Origin of the sequence: Stenotrophomonas maltophilia group sp. msm4, assembly GCF_032025605.1 — a bacterium.
GTDB classification, from domain to species: domain Bacteria; phylum Pseudomonadota; class Gammaproteobacteria; order Xanthomonadales; family Xanthomonadaceae; genus Stenotrophomonas; species Stenotrophomonas sepilia.
In genome coordinates, this window is record NZ_JAVSKK010000004.1 from 421,535 (window position 1) to 434,771 (window position 13,237).

Sequence of the window (13,237 nt, forward strand, 5' to 3'; positions counted from 1 at the left end):
CGAGATGAGCGCCTTCGACACTCCTACCGCAGCCGCTGGCCAGCAGTGGAACGCCCAGGACTATGCGATCGATGCCGGCTTCGTACCGTTGCTCGGTGGCGCGGTCGCGCGCCTGCTCGATCCGCGCGCCGGTGAGCGCATCCTCGACCTGGGCTGTGGCGACGGCGTGCTCAGCACCGAACTGGCCCTGAGCGGCGCGCGCATCCACGGCGTGGACGCGTCGCCGGAACTGGTGATCGCCGCCCGTGCACGTGGCGTCGACGCGCAGGTGATGGACGGCCACGCGTTGTCGTTCGACAGCGAGTTCGATGCGGTCTTCAGCAATGCCGCATTGCATTGGATGGGCAACCCGGACCGCGTGCTGGAAGGCGTGCGTCGCGCGCTGCGCCCCGGTGGCCGCTTCGTCGCCGAGTTCGGCGGCCATGGCAACGTGGCCACGATCGTCGCGGCGGTACAGGCCGCACGCGTGGCCCACGGCCATGGCGCCAGCACCTTCCAGTGGTACTTCCCGAGCGCCGATGCCTATGCCGACCGCCTGCGCCAGCATGGCTTCCAGGTGCAACTGACCGAATGCACGCCGCGCCCGACCCCACTGCCGACCGGCGTAGCCGGCTGGCTGCGGGTATTCGCCGCGCCGCTGCTGGATGACCTGCCCGCCGAGGCCCGCGCCACCGTGCGCGAGGCGGCCACCGCGTTGCTGGCCGACCTGCCACGCAATGCCGCCGGCCAGCCGCTGGCCGACTACGTGCGCCTGCGTGTGCTCGCCCGCCGTCGCTGACTTGACCGTTCCGCTTTCTTTACTGATGTTCGCTATCTCGTACTTCTGCCAGGCATACGCATGACTTCCGCACCCCGCACCCTGTACGACAAACTGTGGGACGCCCACGTGGTGGTTCCCGAATCCGAGAGCGCGCCCGCCGTGCTGTACATCGACCTGCACCTGATCCACGAGGTGACCTCGCCACAGGCATTCACCGAACTGCGCGAGCGCGGCCTGGCGCCGCGCCGCCCGGACCGCACCAAGGCGACGATGGACCACTCCACGCCGACCTTGCCGGCTGCGGCCGACGGCACGCTGCCCTACGCCAGCGCCGCTTCCGAGGCACAGGTCGCCACCCTGGCGCGAAATTGCGCCGAGCACGGTATCGAACTGTTCGACATGGCCTCGGACAACCGCGGCATCGTCCACGTCATTGCGCCGGAACAGGGCTTCACCCAGCCGGGCATGACCATCGTCTGCGGTGACAGTCACACCTCCACCCACGGTGCATTCGGCTCGCTGGCCTTCGGCATCGGCACCAGCGAGGTCGGCCACGTGCTGGCCACGCAGTGCCTGCTGCAGCGCAAGGCCAAGACCTTCGCGATCACCGTTGACGGTGCGCTGGCACCCGGCGTCGGCGCCAAGGATGTGGTCCTGCACATCATCGGCGTGATCGGCGTCAACGGCGGCACCGGCCACGTGATCGAGTTCCGTGGCAGCACCATCGAAGCGATGGACATGGAACAGCGCATGACCCTGTGCAACATGTCGATCGAAGCAGGTGCACGCGCCGGCATGGTCGCGCCCGACCAGGTCACCTTCGACTTCGTCGCCGCTACGCCGCGCGGCCCCAAGGGCGCCGACTTCGACGCTGCCGTGGCGCGCTGGCAACAGCTGCGCAGCGATGATGGCGCGCGCTTCGACAGCGAAGTGCACATCGACGCCGCCGACATCCGCCCGACCCTGACCTGGGGAACGCATCCGGGTACCGCGATCGCCGTGGATGCGCCGATTCCCGCCGCCAACGATGCCGCCGCACAGAAGGGCCTGGACTACATGCACTTCCAGGCCGGCAAGGCGCTGGCGGGCACACCGGTGGACGTAGTGTTCGTTGGTTCGTGCACCAACGGCCGCCTGAGCGACATGCGCGAAGTCGCACAGGTGCTGCGCGGCCGTCGTGTCGCCGAGCGCGTGCGCATGCTGGTGGTACCGGGCTCGGAGATCGTCAAGCGCGAGGCCGAGGCCGAGGGCATCCACGAGATCGTGCGCGCGGCCGGTGCCGAATGGCGCGAGCCGGGCTGCTCGATGTGCATCGCGATGAACGGCGATCTGGTCGCCCCCGGCCAGCTGGCCGTGAGCACCAGCAACCGCAATTTCGAAGGCCGCCAGGGCCCCGGTTCGCGCACGCTGCTGGCCTCGCCGATGAGCGCCGCATGGGCGGCGGTGAACGGGCACGTCGCAGATACCCGCGAACTGTTCGCACAGGAGGTGGCGTGATGGCCGGTTTCCGTACCCTGACCTCGGCCAGCGTGGTGCTGCGCCAGACCAACATCGACACCGACCAGATCATCCCGGCGCGGTTCCTGTCCACCACCGAGCGTGCCGGGCTGGGTCGCAACGCGTTCAACGACTGGCGCTGGCAAGCTGATGGTTCGCCGGTGGCCGACTTCGCCTTCAACCAACCGCACAACGCCGGCCGCAGCATCCTGCTGGCGGGCCGCAATTTCGGTTGCGGCTCGTCGCGCGAACACGCTCCCTGGGCACTGACCGACCTGGGCCTGCGTGCCATCGTCAGCAGCGAGATCGCGGACATCTTCCGCGGCAACGCGCTGAAGAACGGCCTGCTGCCGATCGTGCTGGACGAGGCCGACGTGCAGGCGCTGATGCAGCGCCCGGACGATGCGCTGACCATCGACGTGGCTGCGCGCGAACTGCGCACCCCCGATGGCCGCGTCTATTCCTTCCCGCTGGATGGCTTCTCGCAGACCTGCCTGCTGGAAGGCGTCGACCAGTTGGGGTATCTGCTGGGCCGTGTCCCTGAAATCGAACGTTACGAGAGTGAGCATGCACGCTGAAATTGTTGTCCTGCCCGGTGATGGCATCGGCCCGGAAGTGGCCGCCGCGGCAGTTGCCGTCCTGAAGGCGGTCGCCGGACGCTTCAACCACACCTTCACCTTCAGCGAGCACGACATCGGTGGCATTGCCATCGACCGCCACGGTGAACCGCTGCCGGCGTCGACCCTCGCCGCCTGCCAGGCCGCCAATGCGGTGCTGCTGGGCGCGGTCGGCGGCCCGAAGTGGTCCGACCCGAACGCCAAGGTGCGCCCGGAACAGGGCCTGCTGGCGATCCGCAAGGCGCTGGGCCTGTATGCGAACCTGCGCCCGGTGCGTACCCACGAGGCCGCGCTGCACGCCTCGCCGATCAAGGCCGAGCTGCTGCAGGGCGTGGACTTCGTGGTGGTGCGTGAACTGACCGGCGGCATCTACTTCGGCGACAAGACCCGCGACGCCGACAGCGCCAGCGACCTGTGCCGCTACACCGTGGCCGAAATCGAGCGCGTGCTGCGCAGCGCCTTCCGCCTGGCCCAGCAGCGTCGCGGCAAGGTCACTTCGGTGGACAAGGCCAATGTGCTGGAAACCTCGCGCCTGTGGCGCGACGTGGCCGCACGCATCGGCCGCGAGGAGTTCCCGGACGTGGCGCTGGAGCACCAGTTGGTCGACTCGATGGCCATGCACCTGCTGGCCAAGCCACGCGAGTACGACGTGATCGTCACCGAGAACATGTTCGGCGACATCCTCACCGATGAGGCCTCGATGCTGGCCGGTTCGCTGGGCCTGCTGCCGTCGGCCTCGCTGGGCGAGCCGGGTGCGGTGGGCATTTACGAGCCCATCCACGGTTCGGCCCCGGACATCGCCGGCAAGGGCAGTGCCAATCCGTACGCGACAATCTTCAGCGCCGCGATGCTGCTGCGCCATTCGCTGGGGCTGGAGGCCGAAGCGGCAGCCGTGGAAGCCGCCGTGCATGCGGTGCTGGATGACGGCGTGTTCACTGCTGATCTGGCTGCGAAGGGCAAGGCGGTGAGCACCGCGGCAGCGACCGACGCGGTGCTGGCGAAGCTGGGCTGATCCGGTAGGGGGGGGGGGGGGCCCCCCCCCGCCCCCCCCCCCCCCCCCCCCCCCCGCTTCCCGTCGGATATCGTGCGCAGCCCCCCCATGGGGTGGCTCTACTGGTAGACCTACGCCATGCGTGGCTGCGTTACTTGGTGGTGTACCCACCATTGACCAGGATCGTCTGCCCGGTCATCCACCAGCCATCCGTCACCAGGAAGCGGATCCACGGCACGATATCGGCGATGTCGGTCAGCCCGGTGCGGGTGAACGCCGACAACGCCGCCGCAGTCTTGTGATACGCCTGCGCATCGGCGCTCTCGGCCGGATAGAAGAACGGCGTGTCCATCGGACCGGGACCGATCGCGGTCACCGAAATGCCGCGCTCGCCGAACTCCTTCGACGCCGCGCGGGTGAAGTGCTCGACCGGCGCCTTGGTGCCGGCGTAGCTGGAATAGAACGGCGTGAACGCACCCAGCAGCGAGGTGACCAGGGTGCAGATGCGGCCACCGTCATTGACGTGGCGACCTGCCTCCTTCAGGAAGAAGAACGCGGCCTTGGCATTGACCGCGCTCATCTCGTCGTACTCCACTTCGCTGATGTCCAGCAGCGGTTTCTTCAATACCTTGCCGACCGTATTGATGGCGATGTCGGGACGGCCGACTGCGGCCACGGCATCGGCGAACAAGCGCTCCATCGCTGCCGCCGAGGTCAGGTCGCCCTGCAGGGCCACCGCCTTGCTGCCGGCGGCCTGCACCGCGGCTACCGTCGCTTCTGCGTCGGGCTGGGTAGCGGCACTGTTGTAGTGGATGACGATGGCTTTGGCGCCCTGTGCGGCGAAGTCGCGGGCGATCAGGCCACCCAGGTTCTTGGCGCCACCGGCGATCAGCACGGTCTTGCCCTTGAGGGAATGCTCGGTCATGGCTTCGGTCTCGGGAGGGGGCTGCCCGGGGTGGCAACCCTGCCCTGACGACGATATCGTGCAGAAAATGCGGATAAAGCCCGCCACTTTGACTTAACTTTCCAGAGCCAGCGAACAATGGACCGGATCGATCGCTTCCGCATCTTCACCCGGGTCGTGGAGTGCGCCAGCTTCACGCGCGCCGCCGACCAGTTGGGCCTGCCCCGTTCCACGGTCTCGGCAGCCATTGCGGAGCTGGAGCAGCGGCTCGGCACCCGCCTGCTGCAGCGCTCGACCCGCCGGGTGTCCACCACCCACGACGGCGACGTGTTCCATGCGCGCTGCCTGCGCCTGATCGCCGAGGTCGAAGACGCCGAATCGCTGTTCCTCCAGGTCGACGCCCAGCCGTCGGGCCTGCTGAAGATCGACGTACCCAGCCGCATCGGCCGCCGCATCATCGCACCGGCGCTGCCCGGGTTCTTCGCGCAGTATCCGCAGGTGGAAGTCGACCTGGGCATGACCGACCGCGCGGTGAACCTGATCGAAGACGGTTGCGATGCGGTGCTGCGGGTCGGCCAACTGGGCGATTCCAGCCTGGTGGCGCGCACGCTGGGCCAACTGGATTTTGTCAACGTTGCGGCGCCGGCCTACCTGCGCGAACACGGCGTGCCGCAGCATCCTGCCGACCTGCCGCAGCACCGCGCGGTGAACTACGCGTCGCCGACCACGGCACGGGTGGAACCGTGGGAGTGGCAGGACGGCGGCCAACTGCGCACGCTGCCGATGCCTGGCTGGGTGCGTGTGAACAGCGCCGAGGCATCGATTGCGTGCTGTGTGGCGGGGTTGGGTCTTTTGCAGATTCCGCGCTACGACGTACAGGCCGAGCTGCAATCCGGCGCGCTGGTGGAAGTGATGCCACAGCACGTCGCACAGCCATTGCCGGTCACCCTGCTGCAGCCGCATCGGCAGCACCGTGCGCTGCGCGTGCAGGTGTTCATCGAATGGTTGCTGCCGGTGCTACGGATCGGTCTGCAGCTGCGGTAGATCCACGCCATGCGTGGATGACGGAGCCTGGAAATCCGCAGCCACCCATGGGGTGGCTCTACTGGAAGATGTGCCAGCCAGGGTTGGCACCTACCAGGGGCCGCGGCCGCAGAACCCGGGGCATCACGCCCCGGATTCATCGGGCTTCACCCGGAACCACGCCGCGTACAAGGCCGGCAGGAACACCAGGGTCAGCACCGTACCGACGATCAGGCCGCCCATGATCGAGATCGCCATCGATCCGTAGAACGCGCTGCGCGACAGCGGAATCATCGCCAACACGGCTGCCAGTGCGGTCAGCACGATCGGGCGGAAGCGGCGCACCGTGGCGTCGATGATCGAATGCCAACGGTCATGCCCGGCATCGATGTCCTGCTGGATCTGGTCGATGAGGATCACCGAGTTGCGCATGATCATGCCGGCCAGTGCGATCGTGCCCAGCAGCGCGACGAAGCCGAACGGCGCCCGGAACAGCAGCAGGAACAGGGTCGCGCCGATGATGCCCAGCGGCGCGGTCACCAGCACCATCGCTGCGCGCGAGAAGCTGCGCAGCTGCAGCATCAGCAGCGTGGCCACCACCACCAGGAACAGCGGCATGCCGGCCTTGATCGAGTTCTGGCCACGCGCCGAATCCTCCACGGTACCGCCGGTTTCCAGCAGGTAACCACTGGGCAGCTCGGCACGGATGCCGTCCAGTGTGGGCAGGATCTGATGCACCACGTCCAGCGCCTGCATGCCATCACTGATGTCGGCGCGCACAGTCACCGTCGGCAACCGGTTACGGTGCCAGATGATGCCGTCCTCGAAGCCGTACTCCATCGTCGCCACCTGCGACAGCGTGATGCTGCCACCGTTGGCGGTGGGCATCGACAGGCTGGACAGCAGCTCCAGCTGGTTGCGCTCATCGGCCGGCCCGCGCAGCAGCATCTCGATCTGGCGATTGCCCTCGCGATACACGCTGACCGATTGCCCGGCCAACGAACTGGACAGGAACTGGCTGACCTGGGCGCTGCTCACGCCCAGCGCGCGGGCGCGCTCCTGGTCGACCACCAGGCGCACCACCTTGCTCGGCTCGCTCCAGTCCAGGTTGACGTTCATCACGTGCGGGTTCTCCCGCACCTTGGCCTCGACCTGGCGCGCGATCGCCTGCACCTTCTCGATGTGCTCGCCGGAGATGCGCATCTGCACCGGATAGCCGACCGGCGGGCCGTTCTCCAGGCGGGTCACGCGCATCTGCACGTCCGGGAACTTCGGGATCACCTCGTGCAGCAGCCAGTCGCGGGTGCTTTCGCGTGACCTGATGTCCCTGGCCAGCACCACGAACTGGGCGAAGTTGGTCGCCGGCAGCTGCTGGTCCAGCGGCAGGTAGAAGCGCGGCGAACCGGTGCCCACATAGGACACGTAGTTGGCAATGCCCTCGCGGCTGGACAGCAGCTTCTCCAGCTTCTCGGCCTGGGCCTGGGTCGAGCGCAGCGAGGCGCCCTCGGCCAGCTCGATGTCCACCATCAGTTCCGGCCGGGTCGAGTCCGGGAAGAACTGCTGCGGCACGAAGCGGAACATCATCAGCGAGAACACGAACAGGCCGATGGTCGCCGCGATCACCCACCAGCGATGCCGCAGGCAGGTATCGAGGAAGCGACGGAAACTACGATAGAACGGGCGCTGGTACGGATCGTGGTCGTGCCCGTGCTGCGGCGGCGCGATCAGGTTGGCCAGCGCCGGATAGCGGTCGGCCCACTGCTGGCGCTTGGCGTGCCAGCGCGCGGACAGGCTGCCCGGCTTCGGCGGCTGCGGATTGAACAGGTCCGGCAGCATCTTGTCGCCCAGGTAAGGGATGAACAGCACCGCTGCGATCCACGACACCACCAGCGCGATGGTCACCACCTGGAACAGCGAGCGGGTGTATTCACCGGTACTCGATGCCGCAGTGGCAATGGGCAGGAAGCCGGCCGCGGTGATCAGGGTGCCGGTCAGCATCGGGAAAGCGGTCGACTCCCAGGCGAAACTGGCGGCGCGCAGGCGGTCGTAGCCCTGCTCCATCTTGGTGGCCATCATCTCCACCGCGATGATCGCATCATCCACCAGCAGGCCCAGCGCCAGCACCAATGCACCCAGCGAGATCTTGTGCAGGCCGATGTCGAAGTAGTGCATGACGAAGAAGGTCATCGCCAGCACCAGCGGGATGGTCACGCCCACCACCAGGCCGGTGCGCAGGCCCAGCGAGAAGAAGCTGACCAGCAGCACGATCACCACCGCCTCGGTCAGCACCTGCACGAACTCGCCGACCGACTCTTCCACCGATTGCGGCTGGTCGGACACCTTGCGCAGCTGCATGCCGGCCGGCAGGGTCTTCTGCAGGCGTTCAAACTCGGCATCGAGGTTGGCGCCGAGCTTGAGGATGTCACCGCCATCCTTCATCGCCACCGCCAGGCCGATCGCCTCTTCGCCCATGAAGCGCATCTTCGGCGACGCCGGATCGGCGAAGCCGCGCTTGACCTCGGCGATGTCGCCCAGGTGCACGGTGCGGTCACCGGCGCGGATCGGGAACTGACGGATCGCTTCGATGTCGTTGAACTGGCCGGTCACCCGCAGCTGCACCCGATCGGTGGCGGTCTCGAAGAAGCTGGTGCCGGTCACTGCATTCTGGTCGGCCAGCGCCTGCTGCACCTGCTGCATCGACACGCCCAGCGTGGCCAGCCGGGTGTTGGACAGTTCGATCCACACCTTCTCGTCCTGCAGGCCGACCAGGTCGATCTTGCCGACGTCGGGCACCCGCTGCAGTTCCAGCTGGATGCGGTCGGCGTAGTCGCGCATCACCGCATAGTCGAAGCCCTTGCCGGTCAACGCATAGATGTTGCCGTAGGTGTCGCCGAACTCATCGTTGAAGAACGGACCGACGATCTCGCGTGGCAGCGTCGGGCGGATGTCGCCCACGCGCTTGCGCACCTGGTACCACAGGTCCGGGATCTGCCTGGAGCGCAGGCTGTCGCGCGCCATGAAGATGATCTGCGATTCGCCCGGACGCGAGTACGAGCGGATGAACTCGTACTCGCCGGTATTCATCAGCGCCTTCTCGAGCGGCTCGGTCACCTGCCGCGACACCTGCTCGGCAGTGGCCCCGGGCCACAATGTGCGCACCACCATCGCCTTGAAGGTGAACGGCGGGTCCTCGGACTGGCCCAGATGCTTGTACGACCATGCGCCGATCAGCGCGAAGGCCAGCATCGCAAACAGCACCAGCGGGCGGTTGGACAACGCCCACTCGGAAAGATTGAAGCGGCGCACCGGCTTACTCCCTGGCCTTGGCGGCAGCGGCCGGCGTAGCCGGCTTCAGCACGGGACGGTTCTGCCGGTCCACGGCGATCACCGGCTGGCCGGCCCGCAGCAGATGGCCACCCGCAGCAACTACCCAGTCACCCGCGTTCACGCCGGACAGCACCGGTACCGTCTCGCTGCCAAACGCACCGGTGGTAACTGTTGCGGCCCTCAGCGTGCTGTTGGCCGGATCGACCACCCATACGCTGGCGGCACCGTTGGCACCGCGCTGCAGCGCGCCCAGCGGCAGCTGCAGGGTGCCGTGGCGGCCGGCGCTGCTGTAGACGCGGGCGCTCTGGCCCAGTTCGACGTCGGCCAGCGCATCGGCCGGCAGGCTGACCCGGGTCGCATAGGTGCGTGCCTGCGGATCGGCGGCGGCGGCGATCTCGCGGATCGTGCCCGACAGGCGCTGGCCAGGGCGGTTCCACAGCTCCACCTCGACCGGCTGGCCCACCGCATAGTCGCGGATGGTGGCCTCGGGCAGGTCGATCAGCACTTCACGGCCACCGTCGGCGGCCAGGTTGAAGATGGTCTGGCCGGCCGACACCACCTGCCCGGCTTCGGCCTCGCGGCTGGCGATCACACCGTCGGCTGGCGCGCGCAGCTGTGCGTAGCCGGCCTGGTTGCGCAACACATCGAGGTTGGCGCGGGCGGCGTTGGCCTGGCCCTGCGCGGCCTTGAACGCGGCGGACTGCTGGTCCAGCTGCGAGCGGCTGACCAGCTGCTGGTCGGCCAGCACCTGGTAACGCTTGAGGTCATCGCGGGCACGCACCAGATCGGCTTCGGCTGCCGCCAGCTGCGCCTGCGAGGCACGGGCCTGCAGCGCGAAGTCGGCCACGTCCAGCTCGGCCAGCACATCGCCCTTCTTCACCCGTTGCCCGGCATCGACGTGGCGCTTGACCAGGTTGCCGCCAACGCGGAACGACAGCGGGCTTTCCTGCCGGGCACGCACCGTGCCCGGGAACGCCGCCGGCGCCTGCCCGGCCTGCTCGCCGGGGTGAACCACCAGCACCGGTACGGCCGCCGGTGGCGCCTGTTCCTGCCCCGAACAGGCTGCCAGCGCAGCCATCCACACCATACCGCCCATCCAGCGCACGATCTTCATCGGTCAACGTCCTGAAACGCAGGGTTGCAACTAAGGAGGGAGCCGCGACTGCCGGCCCAATTTAATAAACCGGCCGGTATAGTATAAATATCGAACCGCTTGGTCTAGTATTGTTGCGATGAGTTCTCCCACTTCCCGCAAGCCGTCGGCCAAGCCCGCTGCCAAGGCCGCCGGACCCGGGCGCCCCAAGGACCTCGGCAAGCGCGCGGCGATCCTTGAAGCAGCCAAGGCACTGTTCATCGAACAGGGGTATACCGGCGTGAGCATGGACACCATCGTCGCTCAGGCGGGCGTCTCGAAGCTGACTGTGTACAGCCACTTTGGCGACAAGGAGACGCTGTTCTCCGAGGCGGTGCAGTCAAAGTGCGTTGAAATGCTGCCCGACGCGTTGTTCGTAGCCGACGCGGACGGCCCGCTGCGCGACCAGCTGATCGGTATCGGCCTGGCCTTCTTCGAGCTGATCACCTCCGACGCGGCGATCTCGATCCAGCGCATGATGATGGCGCCGGAGACCGACGAACGCCTGCGCGCGCTGTTCTGGAAAGCCGGCCCCGAGCGTACCTGCGAGGCGCTGGCCGATTTCCTGCGCGCCCGCGCCGAACGCGGCGAACTGGAGATCACCGACTGTGCTCTGGCCGGCGAGCAGTTCCTGACCCTGGTCAAGGGCGAAGTGCACATGCATATGATGTGCGGCATGCCACTGTCGCCCGTGGAATGCGACCCTGTTGCCCACGTGACCGCCAGCATCGACTTCTTCCTGCGCGCCTACGCGCCGCGAGGGGCCGGAACGGCTGAATAACCAAAACTGAACGAACCGGAGGTCGCGATGACTTCCGGCACTGCGACCCCGGCCCCCGGCAGCTGATGCTCTGGGCGCGCCGCCGGCCTCCGGCACCGGTAAAATGGCCGGCCCACTGCGCTGGATTTGAACCTCATGACGATTGATTACGCCCACGCCCGCGAACTGATGGTGGAACAGCAGATCCGTCCCTGGGACGTGCTGGACATCAAGGTGCTCGACGTCCTGGCCCGCCTGCCGCGCGAGGCCTTTGTCGCCGACGCGCACCGGGCACTGGCCTACGCCGATGTCGAACTGCCGATCGGCCACGGCCAGAAGATGATGAAGCCGGTCATCGAGGGCCGTACCCTGCAGGCACTGGACCTGCAGCCGGGTGACGAAGTACTGGAAATCGGCACGGGCAGCGGCTTCCTGTCGGCCTGCATCGGCGCGCTGGCGCGCGATGTGCTGAGCCTGGAAATCGACCCGGAGCTGGCCGCCGCTGCGCGTGCCCGCCTGGACGCCTCCGGCCTGGGCAGCAACGTCCGCGTGGAAGTGGCCGATGCCCTGTCCTGGCAGACCGAACGCCGCTTTGACGTGATCTGTGTCACTGGTGCGGTCGACGTGGTGCCGTCACAGTTCGCCTCGTGGCTGCGTCCGGGTGGCCGCCTGTTCGTGATCCACGGCCGCTCGCCGGCGATGGAGGCCCTGCTGGTCAAGGCCGACGGCAGCTCCGAGTCCCTGTTCGAGACCGATATCGATTACCTGCGTGGTGCCGCCCCGGCCCCCCAGTTCCACCTCTGAGTCCAAGGAAGCCGCAATGATCCGCCGATCCCTCGCTGTTGCGCTGGCCACTGCCCTGCTGCCGTTGTCCGCCCATGCCGCCGACCTGCTGCAGGTCTACGAAATGGCCCGCAACGGCGATCCGCAGCTGTCGGCCGCCGAATCGACCCGGCTGTACGACAAGGAAGGCGCCGTGCAGGCGCGTGCCGCCCTGCTGCCGCAGATCAACGGCCAGGCCGCGCTGAACCGCACGCGCAGCGAGCCGAACGCCGACGCCAACTCCGGCTCGTTCACCAACAAGCGCCGCACCTACACGATCGACGGCAGCCAGACGCTGTTCAACTGGACCCAGATCAACAACCTGCGCTCGCAGCGTGAGCTGAGCAAGGCGGCGGACTTCACCCTCGAATCGGCCAACGACAACCTGATCGTGCGCACCTCGGCGGCCTACTTCAATGTGCTGGTGGCGATCGAATCGCTGAACGCCGCACAGACCAATGAAGCGGCCGCGAAGAAGCAGTTCGACTTCGCCGACAAGCGCCTGGAAGTGGGCCTGGCGCCGATCACCGACGTGCACGAAGCACGCGCCCAGTACGACCAGGCGCGCGCCAACACCATCATCGCGCAGAACACCCTGGCCGATAACTACCAGGCCCTGACCGAACTGACCGGCCAGCCGGTGACCAACCTGCGTGGCCTGCCGGCGGACTTCCGCCCGGAAGTGCCGGCCAACCGCGGCAACATCGACGAGCTGGTGCAGCAGGCCACCACCCAGAATCCGGCGCTGAAGGCGCAGGAGCTGAAGGTTAGTGCCGCCGAAGCCGGCGTGCAGGCTGCCCGTGGTGGTCATTACCCGACCCTGTCGCTGGGCGGCAGCTGGGGCAAGAGCGCCACCTGGGGCGACAGCACCGGTGCCGGCTCGCTGTCGCCGGATGCGCGCACCAACAGCATCGGCCTGACCCTGAGCGTGCCGATCTTCTCCGGTGGTGCCACCCAGTCCGGCGTGCGCCAGGCGCTGGCGCAGCGTGACATCGCCCAGGACGGCTACGAGCAGCAGAAGCGTGCCCTGGATCGCAATACCCGCAATGCCTACCAGACCCTGGTGCAGGGCATCAGCGAAGTGGAAGCCCGCCGCCTGGCGGTGGTCTCGGCGCAGAGCGCGTACGACGCTTCGCAGGTCGGCCTGGAAGTCGGTACCCGTACCGTGCTGGATGTGATCCAGAACCAGCGCATCCTGTTCTCGGCGCAGCTGGACTATGCCCAGGCCCGCTACACCTTCCTGCAGAACCGCCTGCTGCTGAGCCAGTCGCTGGGTGCGCTGGACGTGGCCGAACTGCAGGACGTCAATCGGCTGCTGACCCAGGACGCGGGCAACCCGGCCACGACCACGCACTGAGTCGCCGCCCCTGCAACGAATAAGCCACCCGCGAGGGTGGCTTTTTT

Annotated in this window: 11 protein-coding genes; 8 read left to right on the plus strand and 3 right to left on the minus strand. The window is 67.5% G+C overall.

The window, feature by feature from the left end; genetic code table 11:
• Positions 1-4: 4 nt before the first annotated feature.
• The 4 genes from ROV93_RS20200 to leuB are packed head-to-tail and all read left to right on the plus strand — an operon-like array spanning position 5 to position 3,886.
• The gene (locus ROV93_RS20200) at positions 5-778 is read left to right on the plus strand and encodes a class I SAM-dependent methyltransferase (RefSeq protein WP_072167588.1); all 774 of its coding nucleotides are present in this window, start codon (positions 5-7) and stop codon (positions 776-778) included.
• Between the two features lie 60 nt (positions 779-838).
• Positions 839-2,257 carry a 3-isopropylmalate dehydratase large subunit gene (leuC, locus tag ROV93_RS20205; RefSeq protein ID WP_072167589.1) on the plus strand — a complete coding sequence of 473 codons (1,419 nt, stop codon included), beginning with the start codon at positions 839-841 and terminating at the stop codon, positions 2,255-2,257.
• Positions 2,257-2,835 carry a 3-isopropylmalate dehydratase small subunit gene (gene leuD / locus ROV93_RS20210; RefSeq protein WP_021202144.1) on the plus strand — a complete coding sequence of 193 codons (579 nt, stop codon included), beginning with the start codon at positions 2,257-2,259 and terminating at the stop codon, positions 2,833-2,835. The genes leuC and leuD overlap by 1 nt, the downstream gene beginning before the upstream one ends.
• Complete coding sequence (gene leuB, locus ROV93_RS20215) at positions 2,825-3,886, plus strand: 3-isopropylmalate dehydrogenase (RefSeq protein ID WP_072167590.1); 1,062 nt, start codon at positions 2,825-2,827, stop codon at positions 3,884-3,886. The genes leuD and leuB overlap by 11 nt, the downstream gene beginning before the upstream one ends.
• Positions 3,887-4,016: 130 nt before the next feature.
• On the opposite strand, the gene ROV93_RS20220 is transcribed toward leuB, so the two are convergent.
• On the minus strand, positions 4,017-4,790 hold the full coding sequence (locus tag ROV93_RS20220) for an SDR family oxidoreductase (protein ID WP_072167591.1): 774 nt from the start codon (positions 4,788-4,790) through the stop codon (positions 4,017-4,019).
• A gap of 117 nt (positions 4,791-4,907) precedes the next feature.
• On the opposite strand from ROV93_RS20220, the gene ROV93_RS20225 reads away from it, so the two are divergent.
• Positions 4,908-5,813, plus strand: coding sequence for a LysR family transcriptional regulator (locus ROV93_RS20225; RefSeq protein ID WP_180890587.1), 906 nt, complete (start codon positions 4,908-4,910; stop codon positions 5,811-5,813).
• A 123-nt stretch (positions 5,814-5,936) separates the two neighbouring features.
• Here ROV93_RS20225 and ROV93_RS20230 read toward each other — a convergent pair whose 3' ends face one another.
• A complete protein-coding gene (locus tag ROV93_RS20230; protein WP_180890588.1) occupies positions 5,937-9,098 on the minus strand; it encodes an efflux RND transporter permease subunit in 3,162 nt (1,053 codons plus the stop codon).
• A gap of 4 nt (positions 9,099-9,102) precedes the next feature.
• Positions 9,103-10,233: an efflux RND transporter periplasmic adaptor subunit gene (locus tag ROV93_RS20235; RefSeq protein ID WP_072167594.1), complete on the minus strand. Its 1,131-nt coding sequence runs from the start codon at positions 10,231-10,233 to the stop codon at positions 9,103-9,105.
• Between the two features lie 118 nt (positions 10,234-10,351).
• Here ROV93_RS20235 and ROV93_RS20240 point away from each other — a divergent pair, with 118 nt between their 5' ends.
• The 3 genes from ROV93_RS20240 to ROV93_RS20250 all read left to right on the plus strand — a co-directional run bounded on the left by ROV93_RS20240 (position 10,352) and on the right by ROV93_RS20250 (position 13,190).
• Entirely contained in the window at positions 10,352-11,032 is a 681-nt protein-coding gene (locus ROV93_RS20240; RefSeq protein ID WP_312541117.1) for a TetR/AcrR family transcriptional regulator, read from the plus strand.
• A gap of 135 nt (positions 11,033-11,167) precedes the next feature.
• Positions 11,168-11,815, plus strand: coding sequence for a protein-L-isoaspartate O-methyltransferase (locus ROV93_RS20245; RefSeq protein ID WP_049416694.1), 648 nt, complete (start codon positions 11,168-11,170; stop codon positions 11,813-11,815).
• A 16-nt stretch (positions 11,816-11,831) separates the two neighbouring features.
• Positions 11,832-13,190: a TolC family outer membrane protein gene (locus ROV93_RS20250; RefSeq protein WP_005419128.1), complete on the plus strand. Its 1,359-nt coding sequence runs from the start codon at positions 11,832-11,834 to the stop codon at positions 13,188-13,190.
• Positions 13,191-13,237: the final 47 nt, after the last annotated feature.